Genomic DNA, 21,153 nt, shown 5'->3' with positions numbered 1-21,153 from the left:
TCGACCAGCGGTGGAAGGGCTCGACCGGCAGAGCTGTCTCAGCAGCAGTTGGTGGAGGAGCAGCCGCTCGCGGTGGTCGGGGCGAAGCCGGCGAGCGGGTTCTCGTCGCAGTCACGGGTCGGCGGGCGAGTCATCAGCGTGAGCGGGACTCCGCGCGAATGATCCTTGTTCGCAGTCGGTTTGGTGCGATCGCCTGCGAGGAGTTCCTCGCCGAAGCCCTGCACGCACTCGGGGTCGGGGCCGGCGAGCGGCAGACCGGTGAAGAACTTCGCCGCCATGCAGCCACCGCGGCAGGCGTCGAAGTGCTGGCACTTGGTGCAGGCTCCTGCGTTCTGCGGCTCACGGAGTTCGGTGAACAGATCGCTGTGCTGCCAGATCTCCTGGAACCCGCCCTCGGACGTGACATTGCCCGCGAGGAAGTTCTCGTGGATCGCGAACGGGCACGCGTACACGTCGCCGATCGGGTCGATCAGGCACACGACGCGACCCGCGCCGCACAGGTTGAGGCCGGGCAGACCGCTCCCGCCCGACTCGGAGAACGCCGCCAGGTGGAAGAACGAGTCGCCGGTCAGCACGTTGTCACCGTGCGCGACGAGCCAGTCGTACAGTTCGCGCTGCTGTTCGGGCAGCGGATGCAAGTCATCCCACACGTCGGCGCCGCGACCGGACGGACGCAGACGCGTGATGCGCAGCGTCGCACCGTAACGGTCGGCCAGCGCCTTGAAGTCGTCGAGCTGCGAGACGTTCTCACGGGTCATGACGACACTGATCTTGGCGTCCTTGAAGCCGGCGTTCGCGAGGTTCTCGAGAGCGCGCACCGCCATGTCGAACGAGCCCGGGCCGCGGACGTTGTCGTTCACCTCGGCGGTCGCACCGTCGAGCGAGATCTGGACGTCGACGTAGTCGGACGCCGCGAGACGGTCGGCGACCTCCGGGGTGATCCGCAGACCGTTCGTGGAGAACTTGACACCCACCTGGTGGCTGGTCGCGTAGTCGACGAGCTCCCAGAAGTCCGGACGCACCGTCGGCTCGCCGCCGCCGATGTTCACATAGAACACCTGCATGCGCTGCAGCTCGTCGATGATCGCCTTGCACTGCTCGGTGCTCAGCTCGCGCGGGTCACGCTTGCCCGAACTCGACAGGCAGTGCACGCACGACAGGTTGCACGCGTAGGTCAGTTCCCACGTCAGACAGATCGGGGCGTCGAGACCCTTCTCGAACTGATCGACGAGGCGTCCGACCTTCGGCGGCTGCTGCGGCTCGAGGCCGAGCGGCGGGGTCATCGACGGCATGACCGGGGATTCCACGGTGGTCACGGATTCACTCCTTGATCTACGGGACGATCGGCCTGCGGGATGATCATTCCCGACTCGCACAGCGCGGTCAGCGCCTGCAGGTACAACGGGCGAGCGTCGTCGGTGACACCCGCAGCGGCGAGCGCATCGTCGGCGCTCTGATACTCGGCGAGATCGCGAACGATCCCGACGACGGTCAGGTTCTTGAGGAACGACAGCTTGCGCGTTCCGAAGTGGTACAGAAGTGCGCCGAACGGTTCCGGACGCAACGCCACCTTGGGATTGAGCGTCCAAGCTGCGGCGAGATCGAAGACGGGAGGGGCTGGCGGGTGCGGCTCGCTTCCGGCGACCGCAGCACGGTCGCCGGAAGCGATGGTCGTTGCAGTCGTCATCAGTAGACGCCGCACATCCCGTCGATGGACACTTCCTCCACCAGCGACTCTGCGACGAGTTCGTCGTGAGTCTGGGCTGCCTGCTCGGCCATGTGAACCAACCTCCTGATGTAGATATTTGTGGTTCGCAACACACCGTAATGGCACCGAGTGCATAATCGCAAGAGAATGCCGATAATCGTTGGCACGTACCATCGCGACCAGCGACGACGCGATCGAACTGAAGGGCGGTAGATGACGACGAAGCGTTCCGGACCGCTCGGCGGCCGCCCGGCCGCAACCACCCGCGGCCAGTTGAGCGACATCGCGATCGCACTGTTCTACGAGCGAGGCTTCGACGAGACGAGCGTCGACGACATCGCCACCGCTGCGGGCATCGCACGGCGAACCCTGTTCCGCTACTACCCGTCGAAGAACTCGTTGGCGTGGGGCGAGTTCGACGATCACCTCGACGGCCTCCGCGCCCTCCTCGCCGAGACTCCCGACGACGTCCCGCTCGGCGAGAGCCTGCGGCGCGCCCTGGTCGACTTCAACGAAGTCCCCGATGAGATGACCGAACAACATCGACGCCGAATGTCGCTGCTGCTGACCGTCCCTGCGCTCCAAGCGCATTCGATGCTGATGTACGCCGACTGGCGACAGGTGATCGCCGACCATTGTGCGGCTCGACTCGGCGTGGCGCCCGGCGACCACACTCCCCAGACCGTGGCCTGGATGACCCTGGGGGCAGCTCTCGCCGCCTACGACACGTGGCTCGCGTCCCCCGACTCCGATCTCGGCGTACTCATGGAGACCGGATCGAGAACGCTCGTCGACGGAGTAGGCGCGCTGGACCCCTAACCGTTCTCGACCGTCCGAACAACCACTGATATTCTTGATTAGAACACGTTCTAGTTCTTCCCACAGAGAGCGCACGAATGACCGACCTGACTCCGCACAGCACACGCAGCGCGATCCTCACCGTCGCCGAGGTGATCGATGAGACCGCCGACGCGCGCAGCATCGTCTTCGACGTGCCGGACATCCACACCGACAGGTTCTCGGACTACCTGCCCGGCCAGTTCTTGACGCTGCGGATCCCGAGCGAGCAGACCGGGTCGGTCGCCCGCTGCTATTCGCTGTCGTCGGCGGCCAAGCACGACGATCTGCCGAAGGTCACGGTCAAACGCACCCCGGAGGGGTACGGCTCCAACTGGATCTGCGACAACCTCGCGGCCGGCGTTCAGATCGAGGCACTGCCGCCGTCCGGCGTGTTCACGCCCTCGAACATCCATGCGCCGTTACTGCTCATCGCCGCAGGCTCGGGAGTCACGCCGGTCATGTCGATCCTCAAGACCGCGCTCGCCGACGGCACCGGTCCGGTGACGTTCTTCTACGCGAATCGCAGCGAGAACGACGTCATCTTCGGCGCCGAACTGCGTGAACTCCAGGACCGTCACTCTGGACGCCTCACTGTCGTCCACTGGCTCGAGTCGGTCCAGGGTCTGCCGTCGGAGAAGAAACTCGCAACCCTGTTCCGTCCGATGTCACAGACGTACACCGCGTACATCTGTGGCCCCGGTCCGTTCATGGACGCGGTCCACGCCGGGCTCGCGAAGGCCAAGTTCGACCACCACAACGTGCACACCGAGATCTACAACTCGCTCTCGGGCGACCCCTTCGAGGACGTCGACCTCGGCGAGGTCAGTGAGGACGAAGCCGCGGCGGCCGCACATGTGGAAGTGGAACTCGACGGCGAGACGCACGAGATGTCGTGGCCTCGATCACGCACCCTCATCGACATCATGCTCGCCGCAGGCCTGGACGCCCCGTACTCGTGCCAGGAAGGCGAATGCGGCTCGTGCGCATGCACTCTCACCGAGGGGACCGTCGACATGGAGGTCACCGGCGCGCTCGATCCCGAAGACATCGAGGACGGCTACATCCTCGGCTGCCAGGCCCGTCCGACGTCGGACAAGCTGCGCATCGAGTTCTGAGGCGACGCCTGCTGAGAGGGCCTGCGGCTAGACTCGACCCATGCTTCACGACCGTCTTGTGCGTGCCCTGTCCGCCATGCTCTTGGTTCCCGGGGTGCTGCACTTCCTCACGCCGCAGCCGTTCGACTCGATCGTTCCGGACGAGATCCCCGGCTCGAAGCGATTCTGGACGTACGCCTCGGGCGCAGCCGAAGTCGGTATCGGCGCCGCCGTGCTCGCTCCTCGGACGCGCCGCACCGCCGCCGGACTCGCCGCGGCACTGTTCGTCGCCGTGTTCCCCGCGAACGTGAACATGATCCGCCTGTGGGTCGACGAGAGCCCGCTGATGAAGTCGATCGCCTGGGCACGACTCCCCCTGCAGATCCCGATGATCGCGCTGGCGCTGCTCGTCCGACGCGGCGCCTCGAAGCCCGAGACCACCGAGACGACGACCGACTGACCGGTCACCGCATCGCGCGGTACCGTGCTCGTTCCTCCGGCGATAAGTGTTCGACGGCGTACGAGAGAGCCGTCCGTCCCATCTGCGCGGCGTGCCCGTCCAGGTAGTCGGTCAGGACGGCTCGGTCGACCCGTTTCCCGGCCTCCCGCAACATCCAGCCGAGCGCCTTCTGGATCAGGTCTCGGCGGTCGCCGACCACCAGTGGAGCGACGCCGAGAATCGCATCTGGTCGCCCCCGCTTTGATGAACGCAGCCGTACCGACGATCCCGACGCGGCGCTGCCACAGGTCTTCCGCCGACGCCCAGTCAAGAAGTTCTGAGAAGTCGCCGGCCGCAAGCAGGTATGCGCCGAGGATCGGATCTGCGGAGCAGTCCACGAGGTCCCAGTTGTTCACTCTTCCCGCGCGGACGGCGCCGCGGTACTGCGCCACCCAGAACGCTTGATCGGAGTCCCGAGCGACGAAGTTCGTAGTCATCGTGAGCAGTGCGAGTTGACGTGCCTCGTGCAGCGGGCTGTCGAGGAGTTCGGTGATCGTCGCGGCGGGCAGCCCGCGCAGTCGGCCCGCGAGCTTACGTAGTTCCGGCACCCGGATCCCGACGAACTCGTCGCCTTCGCCGTACTCCCCCGGCCCCGTCTTGAAGAAGCTACGCGACCGCGCGGCACGGTCCGGGTCGCCGAGGTCGACGAGAGCGGCGACGATGTCGGCGGCAGACGTCGCCGCATCGACCACTCAGCTCTCCAGGACCGCCGACACCGGAGTCGGCGTCTGCAGGAACTGCCTCGTCTTCATCACCTTTCCGACGCGCCCTGCGCCGATTACGCCGGTCAGGATCCCGTCACGGCTGTAGTAGGCGAGGAACTTGCGGCCGTCGTCGTCGACAACATGGACTTCGTCGTCCGGGTGAGATGCGCCGAGCATCTGGATCTTGAGACCGAACTGGTCGCTCCAGAAGTACGGGACGCTCTGGTGCGTGATCGTGTGGCCGAGCAGTTCGGCTGCCACGAGCGCAGCGTGGTCGACCACGTGATTCCAGTGCTCGACGCGGTGGTGGTCGCCGTGTGCATCGGTCCAGTTCGCGGCGTCGCCGAGCGCGTACACGTCGGCCGCACTCGTGCGCCCCACCCCGTTGCAGGCGATGCCGCCGCCCGCTTCTCGAGGAGCGAGTTCGATCCCCGATCCCTCCAGATAGTCCAGATCCGGATAGCCGCCGATGCCGACGACGACGAGGTTCGCGTCCACGCGTTCCCCGCCCGAGAGCACCACCCCGGATACCGAACCGTCGTCGGCGACGACGATCTCGTCGACCCCGCTGCCGGTCCGCAGGTCGATCCCCGACTCGGTGTGCAGGCGAGTCACCATCTGTCCGATGCGCTCACCGATCGCCGTCGCGAGCGGAGTCGGCGTCGGCTCGATCAACGTCACGGGGACGTCGAGGTGGTGCAGGCTCGCCGCGACCTCGCAGCCGATGAAACCCGCACCGATCACTGCCGCATGCGTCGCCGAACCCGCCGCCGCGCGCAATGCGAGTGCGTCCTCGATCGTGCGGACCACGTGCACACCGGTGACGTCGTCGGCGACGCCGGGAAACTTCCGGGCCACGAGTCCGGTCGCCAGGACGAGGGTCCCGTAGGCGACATCGCTGCGCTCGCCGTCGTGTTCGACGGTCACGGTGTGCCCGTCCGGGTCCACCGCGACCACGCGGGTTCCGGTCCGCAGATCGATGTCCTGCTCCGCATAGAACTCTGCTGGCTTGAGGTCGACGCGACCGCCGTCCCCGGTCACCACGCTCTTCGAGAGCGGCGGACGATCGTACGGCGGATGAGGCTCTTGCCCGAGCAGCACGACGCCGCCCGAGTATCCGCCGTTGCGCAGATTCTCGGCCAGGCGGATACCGCCAAGCCCTGCGCCCACAATCACGATGGGGTCGTTCACAGATGTGCCCTTCGAAGTCTCGAATGATCGGGCTCGTCCCATGCGCCCCAGCGCCACTCACCGCCGGGCGGCGATGTGTGTCACTGCGGCGACACGGGTGTGAGCCGCGCCAATAGCCAATGACTTTCGACTCTAGTCATCCACGCCCAGCGCGCGACACCCACCTGTGCAGGAGAATCAGTGTGATCTCCGACTACAACCGTCTGTCGAGCGAAGACCAGCACCCGGGCCGACCTGTCGGCGTGCTCGACGGTGGCGGCATCGGTGACGTCGACCGTCATCGTCACCTTGGACGCGACAGCCGACGGGAAGACGACGTCGGGTCCGCGGAGCGCATAGTCGGCGCCCAACGCCCCGGTCAACGCCGCCTGGACTGCGGCACGGTGGTCGGCCCGGTCGCCCGGCGCGAACGTCATCAGCTTCCCGACCGCGGAAGCAGCGGCTTGTGCCGGCGCAACGTCCGGGCCCGCCGGCTCTCGATGCGCGTTCACGGCGAGGACTCCGAAGACGACGGCGATGACCACCGCACACACGCCGATCGCACCCCAGACCGCGCGCCGCGTCATGAGATCGCCTCCGTGTCCGCGACCAGCCAGCCGTCGTCGCCCGGGGTCATCCGCACGCGGACGGTGACTCTACTTTCCCCGTCGGTGCCGCCGATCAGAGTCGGATCCGCGGTTTGTGCGACGACGAGCACCCGGACGGCGTCGTCGGAGGCCGTCTCGACCCCCGCTGAGACCACTCGGCCGTCGGGGCGCACCTCGAGTCCGCTCACATAGGAGACGAGTGCGTCTCGGCCCGCAGCCAGCCGTTCGCGCTGCTCGCCTGTGCTGTCGTCGACGATTGCGTCGACGTATCCCTGCGCGTCGGCGGGATCCGGAGTCACCATCGTCTCGACGGCGGACCTCGCGTCGCGCACGGCGTCCGCGGTGTCGACGTCGTCCGACGACAGACCCCAGAGCCCGACACCGAATGCGACCACGGCGACGACGAGCATCGCGGCCACAGCGAGGCGGGATGCAGCGTAGCGACGGCGCGCCCGCAGCCTCAGCGCGGGCGCCGCGGCGATCCGGGCGAGACGTTCGTCGCGGACGGCGTCGTCGTACTGTGCGCGAGCCTGCCTCACCCGCATCGACTCGGCCGTCACAGCTCGTCCATCCCGGTCAGGAGCCAACGGTCGTCGATCCTGGTCATGCTGGCCTGGACAGTGCGGTCCGCGGTCTGGACGGCACTGCCCCGCGGTGTCACGGTCACGCGCGCGACGACGAGTGCGGTCGCCGAATCGTCGTCGAGGTCGACGGTCGCGGTGTCCAGCGGCTCCCACGCGACCGACACGACTCCGTCCGGTGGGCCGGCGGCCAGAGCGGCGGCGAGCGACGTCGACATCGGTTCGGCGAGATATGTCCTGGCCGTCCGACGGTCCTGCTGCCACGTGCCCTCGGACACCGAGAACACGTGCGCCACTGCCTCTCCCGCCTGAGCGGACACCGCGCCGCGATCGGATTCGGCGGCGCGCACGTCCGACCGGTGGTCGAGTCCGACGACGCACGTCACGAATCCGGCAACGAGGAGCGCGACTGCGGCGAGCGCAGCGAGCAGCGTCACCCGAGTGCTCGGTTGTTCCAGGCGAGGTGTCATCGGAGCACCTCGACGGCTGCGATCTTGAGTCGGTCGTCTTCGGGCGTCATCAGCACTCGCATTCGGAAGTCGCCCGCGGCGGCGTCCTGGCCGGTCGAGGTAGCCACGCGCAGGCTCGCGGCGACGAGCATCAACGCCGAGTCGCCGTTGCGGCGCGCGAGCCCGACTCCGTCTACCGAACCGTCGCCTTGCGTCTTCGCCGAGGTCACGAACTGCGTGTACGCGTCTGCCGACTGTGCGAACGCGTCGTGGAACTCGCCGGTCGCCCCCGACAGGATTCGATCTGCCCGGTCCGGGTCGTCACTGTCGGCCTCCAGGAGGAGCCGCACGCGGTCGGTGGTCGCAGCGACGTACTCGGCATCCGAGTAGTGGCGCGGCGCCGACGCGTACTGCCAGACGGCGACGCCCGCAAGCGCGACGGCGACCACGGCCAGCACGATCACGACGCCCGGTCTGCGCTTCGATCCGCCGGGACCGCCCCGCGCCTCGTCGAGTTCCCGTCGTCGCTGAGTCGACAGCCTGCGCGCGGCCCTCAGCCTCGTGATCGGACGGTCGATAGTCATGCGCGCAACACTAATCGGTGTCGCCCGCCTGACCGATCCGCCTGCTGTACGCGGCACGCGCCGACTGGTCGGTGTCCAAGAACATGGTCTTGGTGCCGGTGACCCCGGCCAGCCACCGCTTGACGCCGATCGGCATCGCAGGAGTGACGTCCACCCACCGCAGTGACATCGGAGCCATGGCCCGCACACGCTGCGTCGCGATGGTCGTCAGCACCTCGCGTCCGACGACGTCGGTGTCGACGCTGCGCACCATCGAGTTGGTCTTCAACCCGGTGACCAGTGCGGTGTTGGTGAAGGACGGGAGCACCGCCGAGACGCGGACGCCCTGCGACGCGAGTTCGAAGTCCACGGTCTCGGAGAATTCGATGACGCCGGATTTGGCGCCGTTGTACACCGAGAGTCCGGGAGCGGCGAGGCGGCCCGCGACGGAGGCGATGTTGACGATCTGGCCACCGCCGCGCGCCGCCATTCGGCGGGCGGCAGCACGGGTACCGAGGATGACGCCGACGAAGTCGATCTCGACGGTGCGGCGGATGAGCGCCTCGTCGTAGTCGAGGAACGACCCGACCGGCATGATTCCCGCGTTGTTGACGAGTACGTCCACCGGCCCGACTCGCTCTTCGACGGTGTCGAGGAAGCGTTCGATCGATGCGGCGTCGGTGACGTCGAGTTCGATACCTTCCACGCCGAGGTCGGCGGCGGCCTTGCCGACGGCGTCGCTGTCGATGTCGCCGAGGGCGACGCGTCCGCCCGCAGCGATCACTTGTTCGGCGATCTCGAATCCGATGCCGCGCGCCCCACCGGTGACGGCGACGACTTTGCCGGAGACACCGGTACGGATCTGTGCGAGCCGACGGTCGGCACGGCTGGTCGCGATTCGATCGAGGACAGACATGGGGCTCCTTAACGAGCAGTACGAGTTGGTCATGACGAAACGGGGTGCAGCGCCTGCGATCAGCGGATCATCGGCGCGAGGTAGGTCGCAGCGAGGTGCTGCGCGTATTCGACGGTCTGTCGCCCGGGCTCGGCGCTCGGGACTTCAAGAAACGAGATCACCAGCCGCACATGCAGGTCAACGGCTTCGGACAGTTCGTCGTCGGGCATCTGCGCGCCTGCGCGCCGCAGTGTCGAGGCCACTCGCGCCGTCACCATCTCGATGAAGAGGCCGCTCATGGTGGCGGCGGTGATAGTGCGCAGTTCGACGTCTTCGAGCACCATGCGGCGCAGCAGCGGGTCGGTGTGGACCATCTCCGCGCCCGCGGTGAACGCCGCGACGACGGCTTCCGACGGTCCGAGGCCTTCCACGGCCTCCTCCAGTCGGGACAGCCCTTTCTCGAACGCGTCGTTGGCCACTGCCAACAACAGGCTGTCCTTGTTCGGGAAACGTCGATACAGCGTCGAGCGACTGACGCCCGCCGCTTTCGCTACCTCGTCGATGTTGGCGCGACGCGCACCGACGGAGGAGAACTCGTCGGACGCCGCCGCCAGAATCGCGGTCTCCTGCGCAGAGGCCGACGTTGTGACCCGCGTCTTCCGGCCCGTTTCGGCGACCATCAGCGACGCCTGACCTGGACGGGCAGTTTGTCCTTCGGGACCGGCAGCGCGCTGTAGTCCATCGGCATCTCGTAATCCGCGGGCACCGTCCACTCATAGTCGCGAAGCAGGTGGTGCATCACCGTCTTGATCTCCATCTGCCCGAAGTACAGGCCGATGCACTTGTGGACTCCGCCGCCGAACGGCATCCACGCCATCCGGTGCGCCTTGTCTTCGGCACGTTCGGGCGAGAAGCGTTCGGGGTCGAACATGTGCGGGTGCGCGTAGATCGCGGGGTCACGATGGTTCGCCATCTGGGGCACGACGACCATCGTGCCCTTCGGGATGAAGAAACCTTGGACCTGAGTGTCGTCGATCGCCATGCGTGGCTGCGCGGGAACCGGTGGGCACAGTCGGAGGGACTCGCGCATCACGACGTCGAGGACATCCATGCCAGCGAGGTCGTCGTAGGCGAGGCTGTCGTCGAGCTCGAGCGACTGTTCCCTGGCGCGCTGCTGCCACTCGGGATGCTTGGCCAGGTGGTACGCCATCTGGGTCATGGTGATGGTCGACGTGTCGTGTGCGGCCATGAGGACGAAGATCATGTGGTTGACGACGTCCTCGTCGGTGAACGTGTGCCCGTCGTCGCTCTCGGCGTGGCAGAGGACCGAGAACAGGTCGGGAGTCTGGGTGGCCCGCTTGGCCGGGATGTGCCGGTAGAAGAATTCCTCGAGGATCTTCCGGCCGCGCAAACCCTTCCACCAGCGGCCACCGGGCACCGGCTTGCGAACGTAGGCGACGCCTGCGCGCACGGTGTCGATGAACGCCTGGTTGATGCGGTTCGCTTCGGCTTCGGGCAGTTCGAGTCCGAGGAACACTTCGAGTGCGACGTCCAGGGTGATCTGTTTGAGTTCGGTGAACATGCGGACGTCGCCGGTCGGGAACCGCGTCATGCGTTCGGCGATCATCGGCTGCATCTCGTCCAGATATCCTTTGAGCGCCTTGGGCGTGAAGGCGGCCTGCAGGATGTGCCGATGGTGGCGGTGCTCGTCGAAGTCGAGGAGCATGACGCCGCGGTTGAAGAACGGGCCGATGAAGTAGCTCCACGCCGGCGCGTTCGCGAACGCCTTCTGCTTGTTCATCAGGATTTCGTTGGCCGCGTCGGGGCCTGAAGCGTTCACGATGCGGACTCCGAGAGCGTTGAGTCCCACCACTTTTCCGTACCGAAGCTGCTTCTCGTCAGCGAAGGTGAAGGGATCGCGCCGCATGCGCATCACTTCGAGAACACCGTTGCGATCACTCATCGGCACCGGCCGCAGTTCGCTGCCGGCCTCCGACGTCGCGAGGATTTCCGTCATCGCTTCTCTCCCAACCGTCATGCGGCGGCCATGGTGACGCCACCCACCACCATTGGAACAGATTCTAGTATTTGTTTCTAGTCCCCGGCCTCACCTTCGCCCTGCGAGGTGCTCACCCACCGACGAGCAGCGCATGGGACCTGCGCAACCGGTCGTGCCACCACTGGGTGCGCTCCGCGGACACGAGAGGCAGATCCGCCGTCGGCGCCACGCTGCGGAGCTCGGTCCGGCCGTCCTCGACGACGAACGGTGCTGCGACGTCGCGGGTGAACAGCGCACCGGTCCCCAATCCGCACGCACGATGCAGGCTCGGCAACGCGGCCGCGGCGGCGACGCCTGCGGACATGCCGACCGCGGTGTCCAGGGCGCTGGAGACGACGACGTCCATCGGCAGGCCGGCAGCGACTTTCAGGAGCGACCGCATGCCACCGAGCGGCGCGACTTTGAGGACGGCGATGTCGGCGGCATCGGCTTTCGCCACTCGCATCGGATCGGTGGAACGACGGATCGACTCGTCTGCCGCGATCGGGACCGACACCGCCCGGCGTACCTCGGCGAGTTCCTCGACGGTCCGGCAGGGCTGCTCGACGTATTCGACGTCACCGAGCGCAGCGATGGCCTCGATCGCTTCGGCGACGCTCCACGCGCCGTTCGCATCCACCCGGACGGTCGGAACGAGTTCGCGTGCCGCCGCGACGCGGTCGACGTCGTCGGCCAGCGTCTGCCCTTCCTGGGCGACTTTGACCTTCACCGTCCGCGCGCCGGGGTATCGCCCGATGATCGCGGCGACCTCGCTCGCGGGCACCGCGGGCACGGTGGCGTTCACCTCGACGGTGTCCCGCAGCGGCTCCGGCGCACCGAGGTAGGCGGCTTCGATCCCCGCGGCGAGCCACACGCGCGACTCCGCGTCGTCGTACTCGGTGAACGGAGCGAACTCACCCCACCCCGCCGGACCGGAGAAGATCATCGCCTCCCGCACCGTGATGCCGCGGAATGCGGTGCGCATCGGCAGCGACACCACTCGCGAGGCGGCTATCAGATCGTCCGCGGTCGGCATCGACGGCGGCGGCGCGTCCTTCGGAGTGAGCCGGAATGTCGTCTTCGGATTGCGCCGATCGTCGGATGTGCCGAACGGCGACTGCTTGTGCTTACCTGACGGCTGCGAGAACACCATGCGGCCAGCGTAGTGGGATCCCCGTCAGCGTGGCCCGTAGACGGGCCAGGGGGCCTGCGGCTTCGGGGACACCAGCATGTCGAGCAGCACGGCGAGCCAGCAGCACGCCACGATGATGGCGATGGTGAGCACCGAGTAACCATCGAAAGAGCCGCCCACGTATTCACCGTTCCATCCCTGGTACTGACCGAAGCCGATGACTGCCGCCAGGAGTCCGGCGACCGGAGTCAGCAACAACGTCACGGTGCTCCGGCGATGCCCGAGCAGCCACGCCGCGACGATCAGCATCACCACGACACCTACCCCGGCCCTCCAGACCAGGCCTCCCGGGACCACGTCTCCGACATTCGAGGCCCCGAGCAGCACGACCACGCACCACGCCAGCAGCAGCGCATACATGAACAGTGCCAAGCACGCAGCTCCCGCCGCCGCACCTCGCGACCGGATCGCAGGATCGGCGGCGGCGATGAGCCCGACGACGATCCACAGAAATGGGACGATCCACGAGGCGACCGATACACCGATTAAGAAATCTTCCGTCCAGTTGTCAGCCTGAGCAAACGTCTCCAGTCCGATCACCCACCCCAATCTGATCAGGCCGTAGACACCGAGGATCACGAAACCGGTGATCACCCCCACGACTGCAGACCGCGGCGTCCGAGACGGCTGCGGGACGAATCCCTGCCGAGGCGCGTAGGACGGTGCAAATCCCTGCTGCTCGGCGAATCCCTGCTGCGCGGCGTATCCCGCTTGAACACCGGGGCGTCCAGGCACGTGCGGTGGGACGTGCGCCTGCAAAGCCGGACGGGCCGGCCGCTGACCGGTCTGTGCCGGCTGCGCCCGCGTCAGAGCCGATGACGGCGTCCGGTCACTCGCCGGAACGGGCCGGGGCGGCGGCGACTCGGGCTGGGTCGAGGGAGGAGGCGGCACCACGTTGTCGGACATAGCGGCAGCGTAGGTCCGCGAAGCCTACGACGATCGTCGAAGACAGCAGAGTCATCCGTCTATACGACCCAGTTACTCGCGATGGACCAGCCCCACGTTGGCACAAACTATTCATTTTGTTCCAAACTCGGGTTACGCTGTCGCCATGACCTCTATCGCAGACTTCGACGAGCACGTCCGCGAGGCGGAGCCGGCCGTCGTCGACGACATCGACGTCGACTCGCTCGATCTCCGGCTCGGAGCCGACTCCCTGGTCTGGAAGTTCTACGGCGACTCCCGTGGACTCCTCGGATTCCAACGACTGGCAGGCACCGAGAACTGCATCGAACAGCTCGCCCAAGGCGTCGAAGACCATTCGGTCATCTTCAGCGACTTTCTGGGCCGCGCCAAGAGGTCCGGACCGCCGATCATGCGCACGGTGTACTCCGACCAGCCGCACCAGTGGGGCCATCGCGTCCGCGACTTCCACCGCGGGATCAAAGGCACCATCAGCGACGGTTCGCGCTATCACGCGCTCAATCCCGAGTTGTTCTACTGGGCACACGCCACGTTCGTCGACCAGGTCCTGTACATCACCGACACGTTCATCCGCAGGCTGTCCTACGAGGAGAAGGTTCAGATCTTCGAAGAGAGCAAGGTCTGGTACCAGCTGTACGGAGTCTCCGCGCGCAGCCAGCCGCAGACGTACGACGAGTTCTGCGCGTACTGGGAGTCGATGCTCGACCGGTTCGTCCCGACTCGGACCATCGTCTATGCGACCGGCTATCTCCGTAAAGGCGTACCCGGACCGAAATGGATGCCGAATCCCGTGTGGCGCATAATATCTGCGCCCTTGAACGGCTCCCTCCGGACAGTCGTCGTCGGAACGCTGCCGCAGCAGATGCGTGACGTCTGCGAGCTGGGTTGGAGCGACCGCGACCAACGGAACTTCGATCGATTCGCCGCGTTCATGCGGACGATCAACCCGTTGGTCAACAGACTGCCGCTGAAGGCGCTCTACGTCCCGTGGGCCCACGAGGCATGGGAGCGGACCGGCGTCGACCCGCGCCCGCTTTACAACACGCCCGATCCAGCCAACGGGCAGAGTGCGCGCTCCGCCTAGATGCGAACGTCAGGGCAGGCCGACCACGACGTCGGCGAGGTCGGCACGGTCGGTGCGGAAGCCGTTCGCCGCGTGTGCCTCGTCCGCGTAGCCGATGGAGACGACGCAGACGATGTTCCGGTCGTCGGGGATGTCGAGGTAGTCGTGGACGAAGTCCGAGTGCATGGCGATCGCCGCTTGGGCGATCGTCGCGAGGCCGAGGCTCTGAGCGATCGTCAACAGGGAGGACACGTACGCGCCGCAGTCGACGGCGCCGTAGGCCCCCAGTGCTTTCGGCGCCGAGATCACCGCGACGTGCGGCGCGCCGAAGAACCGGAAATTCTCGATCATCTGGCGCGTCCGGCCCTCCATGTCGCCGCGCTCGATGCCCACCGCGGTGTAGAGGGCGAAACCCGCACCCCGTCGACGTTCCTGGTAGACGCCCTCGTATCGGGCAGGCGGATCGATGTCCATCACCTGCGGGTTGCCCGCGGTCACCCACGCCGTGAGCTCGTCTCCGAAGTCGGCGGCGTCGTCGCCGCTGACGAGCGTGACCTGCCACGCCTGCGAGTTGCACCAGGACGCGGTGCGCTGCGCGCTCGCGAACAGTGCACGCAGAGTCTCGGCGGGCACCTGATCGCTACGGAACCCGCGGCAGCTGTACCGCCCGGCGAGTGCACGGTCGACGGCGTCATAGTCAGAGTTCGTCATACCGTCACTCTTGCATGCACGCCGGAACGCACCGCAACCGCTCCACCGCTCATCCGAGAACGCCGATTCAGGACTGGCTGATTCGCCGCGCGTAAGCCTGTGCGGCCGCGACATCGTTCGTCGTCGGAGTCCCCTTGTTCACTCCCCCGACCAACCCGAGCGGCCCCATCGTGTCGAGTCCGCGGCAACTGAACACCGGGTCGAGAACCTCGAACCCGCGGCCGGTGAGCGATCGCGACAGCGCGCGGGAGTATCGACGCAGCGGAGTCTCGGGCAGTCCGCTCGTCGAGAAGACGAAAGCGCGGCCGCGGTCACGCACGGCGAGACGTTCGATCCGTGCTGTCAGTTCTGGAGCGAACGACATCCAATAGACACCCGAACCCCACCCGACGAGATCCGCGGCATCGATCTCGGAGTCGGACACGTCACCGGGTGCGACGACGGTCGCGTCGAGCGTCTCCGCCATCGCCTCCGCAATCCGGAGGGTGTTCCCGTGCGACTTCGAAGCGACGACGATCAACGAATTCATATCCCGATCCTCACACGGAACGTGGCGGTGGACCAGTCACGCCAGATGTGCGAGCACGGCGCCTGCGAACTCGTCGCAGCGATCACGGTGGACGCTGTGTCCGGCATCGATCGTCATGAAGTCACCGGACGGCAGCGCGTAGGCCAGATCCCGCAGATGCTCCGGCGGCAGAAAACTGCGCCGTCCGCCGGACACGACCAGGGTCGGGGCCGTGACCTTCTGCAGACTGCACCACCATGCGGGCTCGGCGACGGTGAACGCCGACAGCACCGGTTCGCCCAACGCACGATCGAATCGGAGGAACGGCGCCGGGTTGGCGACGACGGCGCCGAGACCCCGAATCCGCTCCCCCAGAGTCGTCGTGGGCGTCACCTCATCGGCGAGATCGGACTCATCGCGCGGCATCGGGGGCACCTCTTCGAGCACGATCCGCCGCGCCCGTTCCGGCGCGGAGATCGCGAACCGCAGTGCGGTGTGGGCACCCAACGAGTGCCCGACCAGATCGACTCGTTCCACGCCGACTTCATCGACGACCCTCGCGAGGTCGTCGCGGAAGTCGTCCAGCCGATACGAGTCCGCGGGACCGGTCCGGCCATGTCCCCGCATGTCGAAGCTAACCACCGTGCGACCCTCGCGGCGAAGCCTGCTCGCCAGCGGACGCCACGTCGTCCGGTCACCGCCCATCCCGTGCACAAGGACCACCGGAACCTCAGAGCAGTCGAGCGATCCGGACACCTGAATCGACGACGACAGACCGCCGTGCGGGGATGTTCGACGTGGAGAGCGCATGACGTCCAGGCTAGCGGCACCCCATTGCGCGGTTGTCACCTGTTCGGGTGCCGCGCAGAGTCCCAGTCGCGACGAGCTCGTCAGAGCAACATCGTGCCCATGTCGACGGCGAGCGACTGTCCGGTGACGAAGCGCGACTCGTCTGAACAGAGCCAGGTCACGGCATTGGTGATCTCCTCCGGCTCCACCGGTCCGTGCCCCATCACATTCGCCATCCAACCGCCCGGCGCGTCATCGGACAGATCCTTCTCGAAGAACTCGTTCTTGATCATCTTCGTGGTCACGCCTGCGGGAATGACAGTGTTGACGCGGACACCGTGCTGCCCCAGCACCATCGCGAAGTTCCGCATCAACGACAGGACACCGCTCTTCGCCGCTCCGTAGCCCATCTGCCCCGGATTGAGCATCTCTTCCTTATAGGCGACACCGATGTAGCTCGACGTCGAACCGGTGATGACGATCGCGCCACCGCGGTCCCGCTCGATCAGGCCGGGAGTCACCGCGCGAAGCGTGTAGTAGACGCCGTTGAGCATGATCGCGACCGAGTCGTCCCAGGCCGCCATGTCGTGCTTCTTCTCGCCGTAGCTCGCCATGACTCCGGCATTCGCGAGGACGATGTCGATCCCGCCGAACTCCTCTTCGACGCGGGCCACAGCTGCTTCGACGGCCGCCTGGTCACGGACGTCGCACTGGATCGCCAGCACCTGGACGCCGAGCTCTTTGAGTTCGCGCTCCGTTGCCGCCAGGTCTTCGGGCGTCGACGTCGGGTAGACGACCGAGTCGACCTGCGCAGCGATGTCGAGGATCGCGACGTCGGCGCCTTCGCGAGCCAGACGCAGGGCATGAGAACGCCCTTGGCCGCGCGCACCGCCGGTGATGAGCGCCTTCTTGCCGTCGAACCGTCCCATGATGTCCTCCACTGTCGTATCGCGCATGTCGACGCGGTCACGCGCCACTCTGGTCGTGATCCAGATAATACCAATCATACGCATGGATTGGAACAGGGGTCTCGACTCCGCTCGACCAGCGAAGCTGTCTCAACAGACTCCGCTCGACCAACGGGAAGGGGCTCGACCAACGGGAAGGGGCTCGACCAACGGGACGGACAAAAAAAGTCCCGCTCCGACGAATCGGAGCGGGACTTCTTCTGATCTCGTTACGAGATCAACTGATCACAAGATCACTTGACGATCTTCGTGACGCGGCCGGCACCGACGGTGCGGCCACCCTCGCGGATCGCGTAACGCAGGCCCTCGTCCATGGCGACCGGCTGGATGAGCTTGACGCTCATCTCGGTGTTGTCGCCCGGCATGACCATCTCGGTGCCCTCGGGGAGGGTCACGACGCCGGTCACGTCCGTGGTGCGGAAGTAGAACTGCGGGCGGTAGTTGTTGAAGAACGGGGTGTGACGGCCACCCTCATCCTTCGACAGGATGTACGCCTGGCCCTCGAACTCCGTGTGCGGAGTCGTGGTGCCCGGCTGCACGATGACCTGGCCACGCTCGACGTCCTCACGCTTGAGGCCGCGGAGCAGCAGACCGGCGTTGTCGCCGGCCTGAGCCGAGTCGAGGAGCTTGTGGAACATCTCGATACCGGTGACGGTGGTCTTGGTGCTCTTCTCGCGGATGCCGACGATCTCGACCTCAGCGTTGACGTTGATCTCACCGCGCTCGACACGACCGGTGACGACGGTGCCACGACCGGTGATCGTGAAGACGTCCTCAACGGGCATCAGGAACGGCTTCTCGGTCTCACGGACGGGGTCCGGGATCGACTCGTCGACAGCAGCCATCAGGTCCTGAACCGACTTGACCCACTTCTCGTCACCCTCGAGCGCCTTCAGCGCCGAGATCGGAACGACCGGTGCGTCCTCGTCGAAGTCCTGGCCGGCCAGCAGTTCGCGGACCTCCATCTCGACGAGCTCCATGATCTCATCGTCGTCGACCATGTCGGCCTTGTTCAGTGCGACGAGGATGTAGGGAACGCCGACCTGGCGGGCCAGGAGGACGTGCTCGCGGGTCTGCGGCATCGGGCCGTCAGTGGCGGCCACGACCAGGATCGCGCCGTCCATCTGGGCAGCACCGGTGATCATGTTCTTGATGTAGTCGGCGTGACCCGGAGCGTCGACGTGAGCGTAGTGACGCTTTTCCGTCTGGTACTCGACGTGGGAGATGTTGATCGTGATACCACGAGCCTTCTCCTCAGGCGCCTTGTCGATCTGATCGAAAGCGAAGCTCTCGTTCAGTTCCGGGTACTGGTCGGCCAACACCTTGGTGATAGCCGCCGTCGTGGTGGTCTTGCCGTGGTCGACGTGACCGATGGTGCCGATGTTCACGTGCGGCTTGGTCCGCTCGAACTTCGCCTTCGCCACTTGATGTCCTCCTGGACTTCTCTGCGCCACCGGGTGGTTCCCGGTCGACGATATGGGTTCCCTGTCTCGCTACTAGCCAGCAACGTTACTGGGAGGCTTATTACATGGTCCCCGACCGGCGGCGGGAGCCGCCGACCGGGGTATTGGTTTGTCCACGCTGGTGTGGTCCGCCAATGGTTTCCGCCAAGAAGGCGGACGAGACACTACTCGCCCGTCGCCTTCGCGATGATCTCCTTCGACACGGCCGCCGGAACTTCAGCGTACGAGTCGAAGACCATGGAGTAGTTAGCTCGGCCCTGAGTCTTCGACCGAAGGTCTCCGATGTAGCCGAACATCTCCGACAGCGGGACCTGAGCCTTGACGACTCGAGCACCGCTGCGCTCCTCCATGGCCTGGATCTGACCACGGCGGGAGTTCAGGTCGCCGATGACGTCGCCCATGTAGTCCTCCGGAGTCGTGACCTCAACGGCCATGATCGGCTCCAGGATGACGGGCTGAGCCATCTTCGCGGACTCCTTGAGAGCCTGCGAACCGGCGATCTTGAAGGCCATCTCCGACGAGTCGACGTCGTGGTACTGACCGTCGAGCAGAGTGAACTTCAGGTTGACCAGCGGGTAGCCGGCCAGCACGCCGTACTGCATCGCGTCCTGCGCGCCTGCATCCACCGAAGGGATGTACTCGCGCGGGACACGACCGCCGGTGACGGCGTTCTTGAACTCGTAGGTCGCGCCCTCTTCTTCGGGGTCGACCAACGGCTCGAGCTTGACGATGACCTTCGCGAACTGGCCCGAGCCACCCGTCTGCTTCTTGTGGGTGAAGTCGTGCTTCTCGACGGTCTTGCGGATCGTCTCACGGTAGGCGACCTGCGGCTTGCCGACGTTGGCCTCGACCTTGAACTCGCGCTTCATGCGGTCGACGAGGATGTCGAGGTGGAGCTCGCCCATGCCGCCGATGACGGTCTGACCGGTCTCCTCGTCGAGGTTCACCGAGAACGTCGGATCCTCTTCGGCGAGCTTCTGGATCGCGGTGCCCAGCTTCTCCTGGTCGGACTTGGTCTTCGGCTCGATCGAGACGTTGATGACCGGTGCCGGGAAGCTCATCGACTCGAGGACGATCGGAGCGTTCGCGTCACACAGGGTGTCACCGGTGGTGGTGTCCTTGAGGCCGATCATCGCGTAGATGTGGCCGGCCACCGCGTCTTCGACCGGGTTCTCCTTGTTGGCATGCATCTGGAAGAGCTTGCCGATGCGCTCCTTCTTGCCCTTCGTCGCGTTGAGTACCTGAGTGCCCGGATCGACGCGACCGGAGTAGACACGCACGAAGGTCAGCTTGCCGAAGAACGGGTGAGCAGCGATCTTGAACGCGAGCGCCGAGAACGGCTCGTCCTTGGACGGGCGACGAGTGAGGATTTCTTCCTCGTTCTTCGGGTCGTGTCCCTCGATCTCGCCGACGTCGAGCGGGTTCGGCAGGTAGTCGATGACCGCGTCGAGCATGGGCTGAACGCCCTTGTTCTTGAACGCCGAACCACACAGCACCGGGTAGATCTCGGAGTTGATGGTCAGCTTGCGGATGGCGCCCTTGATCTCGTCGATCGAGAGCTCTTCACCGGAGAAGTACTTCTCCATGAGGGCCTCGTCCGACTCCGCGACCGTCTCGAGCAGCTTCTCGCGGTACTCGGCGGCCTTGTCGGCCAGATCCGCGGGAATCTCTTCGAAGGTGGGCTCGGCGCCGATCGCGACGGTTCCACGCCAGGTGATCGCCTTCATCTCGATCAGGTCGACGACGCCGTCGAAGGCATCCTCAGCACCGATCGGGAGCTGCATGACGAGCGGCTTCGCACCGAGACGATCGATGATCGTCTGCACGGTGTAGTAGAAGTCCGCGCCCATCTTGTCCATCTTGTTGACGAAGCAGATGCGGGGAACGTCGTACTTGGTCGCCTGGCGCCAGACCTGCTCGGACTGGGGCTCGACGCCCTCCTTGCCGTCGAAGACGGCGACGGCGCCGTCGAGCACGCGGAGCGCGCGCTCGACCTCGACCGTGAAGTCGACGTGACCCGGGGTGTCGATGACGTTGATCTGGTTGTTGCCCCAGAAGCACGTCACGGCGGCGGAGGTGATGGTGATACCACGCTCCTTCTCCTGCTCCATCCAGTCGGTGGTCGATGCACCGTCGTGGGTCTCACCGATCTTGTAGTTCACACCGGTGTAGTAGAGGATGCGCTCGGTGGTGGTGGTCTTGCCGGCATCGATGTGAGCCATGATGCCGATATTGCGGACCTTGGTCAGGTCGTTCAGCACTTCCTGTGCCACTTATTCGCCTCGCATTTTCGCTAGAGGTTGGAATTGGTTCTTCGACGACCATCCGCCCGAGGGCAAAGGGCCGATGAACGCGGATCGGGGTTGACCCGATCCGCGTCCGGCGG

At 66.0% G+C, this 21,153-nt stretch carries 23 protein-coding genes and 1 pseudogene; 4 read left to right on the top strand and 20 right to left on the bottom strand.

From position 1 onward, the window contains the following. Positions 1-38: 38 nt before the first annotated feature. From mftC to mftA, 3 genes are read right to left on the bottom strand one after another with little or no spacing between them, the layout of a single operon-like run. Positions 39-1,316: a mycofactocin radical SAM maturase gene (gene mftC / locus L5G32_RS08195; RefSeq protein ID WP_372491654.1), complete on the bottom strand. Its 1,278-nt coding sequence runs from the start codon at positions 1,314-1,316 to the stop codon at positions 39-41. Next, entirely contained in the window at positions 1,313-1,687 is a 375-nt protein-coding gene (gene mftB / locus L5G32_RS08190) for a mycofactocin biosynthesis chaperone MftB (protein WP_237010535.1), read from the bottom strand. Before mftB ends, mftC begins: the two co-directional genes overlap by 4 nt. Beyond that, positions 1,687-1,779, bottom strand: a complete 93-nt coding sequence (mftA, locus tag L5G32_RS08185; protein ID WP_132992091.1) for a mycofactocin precursor MftA — start codon at positions 1,777-1,779, stop codon at positions 1,687-1,689. Before mftA ends, mftB begins: the two co-directional genes overlap by 1 nt. Positions 1,780-1,921: 142 nt before the next feature. On the opposite strand from mftA, the gene mftR reads away from it, so the two are divergent. From mftR to L5G32_RS08170, 3 genes are all read left to right on the top strand, one after another. Further along, a complete protein-coding gene (mftR, locus tag L5G32_RS08180; protein WP_237010534.1) occupies positions 1,922-2,527 on the top strand; it encodes a mycofactocin system transcriptional regulator MftR in 606 nt (201 codons plus the stop codon). Between the two features lie 77 nt (positions 2,528-2,604). Beyond that, complete coding sequence (locus tag L5G32_RS08175) at positions 2,605-3,663, top strand: ferredoxin--NADP reductase (RefSeq protein WP_237010533.1); 1,059 nt, start codon at positions 2,605-2,607, stop codon at positions 3,661-3,663. Positions 3,664-3,703: 40 nt separating this feature from the next. Next, a complete protein-coding gene (locus L5G32_RS08170) occupies positions 3,704-4,102 on the top strand; it encodes a DoxX family protein (protein ID WP_237010532.1) in 399 nt (132 codons plus the stop codon). Positions 4,103-4,106: 4 nt separating this feature from the next. On the opposite strand, the pseudogene L5G32_RS08165 reads toward L5G32_RS08170, so the two are convergent. The 11 genes and pseudogenes from L5G32_RS08165 to L5G32_RS08115 form a co-directional block, all read right to left on the bottom strand. Beyond that, positions 4,107-4,803 (bottom strand): annotated as a pseudogene (locus L5G32_RS08165) (DNA alkylation repair protein). A gap of 30 nt (positions 4,804-4,833) precedes the next feature. Continuing rightward, positions 4,834-6,078 carry an NAD(P)/FAD-dependent oxidoreductase gene (locus tag L5G32_RS08160; protein ID WP_372491653.1) on the bottom strand — a complete coding sequence of 415 codons (1,245 nt, stop codon included), beginning with the start codon at positions 6,076-6,078 and terminating at the stop codon, positions 4,834-4,836. Positions 6,079-6,116: 38 nt separating this feature from the next. Beyond that, on the bottom strand, positions 6,117-6,602 hold the full coding sequence (locus tag L5G32_RS08155; protein ID WP_237010530.1) for a hypothetical protein: 486 nt from the start codon (positions 6,600-6,602) through the stop codon (positions 6,117-6,119). Further along, on the bottom strand, positions 6,599-7,183 hold the full coding sequence (locus tag L5G32_RS08150) for an Rv1363c family protein (RefSeq protein ID WP_237010529.1): 585 nt from the start codon (positions 7,181-7,183) through the stop codon (positions 6,599-6,601). The genes L5G32_RS08155 and L5G32_RS08150 overlap by 4 nt, the downstream gene beginning before the upstream one ends. After that, entirely contained in the window at positions 7,180-7,674 is a 495-nt protein-coding gene (locus L5G32_RS08145; protein WP_237010528.1) for a hypothetical protein, read from the bottom strand. The genes L5G32_RS08150 and L5G32_RS08145 overlap by 4 nt, the downstream gene beginning before the upstream one ends. Then, positions 7,671-8,237: an Rv1363c family protein gene (locus L5G32_RS08140; protein ID WP_237010527.1), complete on the bottom strand. Its 567-nt coding sequence runs from the start codon at positions 8,235-8,237 to the stop codon at positions 7,671-7,673. Before L5G32_RS08140 ends, L5G32_RS08145 begins: the two co-directional genes overlap by 4 nt. A 10-nt stretch (positions 8,238-8,247) precedes the next feature. Continuing rightward, entirely contained in the window at positions 8,248-9,132 is an 885-nt protein-coding gene (locus L5G32_RS08135; RefSeq protein ID WP_237010526.1) for an SDR family NAD(P)-dependent oxidoreductase, read from the bottom strand. Between the two features lie 59 nt (positions 9,133-9,191). Beyond that, the gene (locus L5G32_RS08130) at positions 9,192-9,791 is read right to left on the bottom strand and encodes a TetR/AcrR family transcriptional regulator (RefSeq protein ID WP_237010525.1); all 600 of its coding nucleotides are present in this window, start codon (positions 9,789-9,791) and stop codon (positions 9,192-9,194) included. After that, on the bottom strand, positions 9,791-11,128 hold the full coding sequence (locus tag L5G32_RS08125; RefSeq protein ID WP_237010524.1) for a cytochrome P450: 1,338 nt from the start codon (positions 11,126-11,128) through the stop codon (positions 9,791-9,793). Before L5G32_RS08125 ends, L5G32_RS08130 begins: the two co-directional genes overlap by 1 nt. 112 nt (positions 11,129-11,240) lie before the next feature. After that, the gene (locus tag L5G32_RS08120) at positions 11,241-12,302 is read right to left on the bottom strand and encodes an o-succinylbenzoate synthase (RefSeq protein ID WP_237010523.1); all 1,062 of its coding nucleotides are present in this window, start codon (positions 12,300-12,302) and stop codon (positions 11,241-11,243) included. A 24-nt stretch (positions 12,303-12,326) separates the two neighbouring features. Next, complete coding sequence (locus tag L5G32_RS08115; protein WP_237010522.1) at positions 12,327-12,935, bottom strand: hypothetical protein; 609 nt, start codon at positions 12,933-12,935, stop codon at positions 12,327-12,329. A 457-nt stretch (positions 12,936-13,392) separates the two neighbouring features. Here L5G32_RS08115 and L5G32_RS08110 point away from each other — a divergent pair, with 457 nt between their 5' ends. Beyond that, on the top strand, positions 13,393-14,349 hold the full coding sequence (locus tag L5G32_RS08110; RefSeq protein WP_237010521.1) for an oxygenase MpaB family protein: 957 nt from the start codon (positions 13,393-13,395) through the stop codon (positions 14,347-14,349). A 9-nt stretch (positions 14,350-14,358) separates the two neighbouring features. On the opposite strand, the gene L5G32_RS08105 is transcribed toward L5G32_RS08110, so the two are convergent. The 6 genes from L5G32_RS08105 to fusA all read right to left on the bottom strand — a co-directional run bounded on the left by L5G32_RS08105 (position 14,359) and on the right by fusA (position 21,040). Beyond that, positions 14,359-15,039, bottom strand: coding sequence for a nitroreductase (locus tag L5G32_RS08105; protein ID WP_237010520.1), 681 nt, complete (start codon positions 15,037-15,039; stop codon positions 14,359-14,361). Positions 15,040-15,106: 67 nt separating this feature from the next. Next, entirely contained in the window at positions 15,107-15,568 is a 462-nt protein-coding gene (locus tag L5G32_RS08100) for a flavodoxin domain-containing protein (RefSeq protein WP_237010519.1), read from the bottom strand. A gap of 36 nt (positions 15,569-15,604) precedes the next feature. Next, positions 15,605-16,357 carry an alpha/beta fold hydrolase gene (locus tag L5G32_RS08095; protein ID WP_237010518.1) on the bottom strand — a complete coding sequence of 251 codons (753 nt, stop codon included), beginning with the start codon at positions 16,355-16,357 and terminating at the stop codon, positions 15,605-15,607. A gap of 80 nt (positions 16,358-16,437) precedes the next feature. Beyond that, positions 16,438-17,343 (bottom strand): SDR family oxidoreductase, encoded by a 906-nt coding sequence (locus L5G32_RS08090; protein ID WP_237010517.1) that lies wholly within the window; start codon positions 17,341-17,343, stop codon positions 16,438-16,440. A gap of 194 nt (positions 17,344-17,537) precedes the next feature. After that, on the bottom strand, positions 17,538-18,728 hold the full coding sequence (gene tuf / locus L5G32_RS08085) for an elongation factor Tu (RefSeq protein WP_237010516.1): 1,191 nt from the start codon (positions 18,726-18,728) through the stop codon (positions 17,538-17,540). A 203-nt stretch (positions 18,729-18,931) separates the two neighbouring features. Continuing rightward, positions 18,932-21,040, bottom strand: a complete 2,109-nt coding sequence (gene fusA, locus L5G32_RS08080; RefSeq protein ID WP_237010515.1) for an elongation factor G — start codon at positions 21,038-21,040, stop codon at positions 18,932-18,934. Positions 21,041-21,153 lie beyond the last annotated feature (113 nt).

It is taken from the genome of Gordonia zhenghanii, assembly GCF_021738965.1.
GTDB lineage: Bacteria > Actinomycetota > Actinomycetes > Mycobacteriales > Mycobacteriaceae > Gordonia > Gordonia zhenghanii.
The sequence above is the reverse complement of the archived record's forward strand: the minus strand, read 5'-3'. Positions and strand labels throughout refer to the sequence as shown.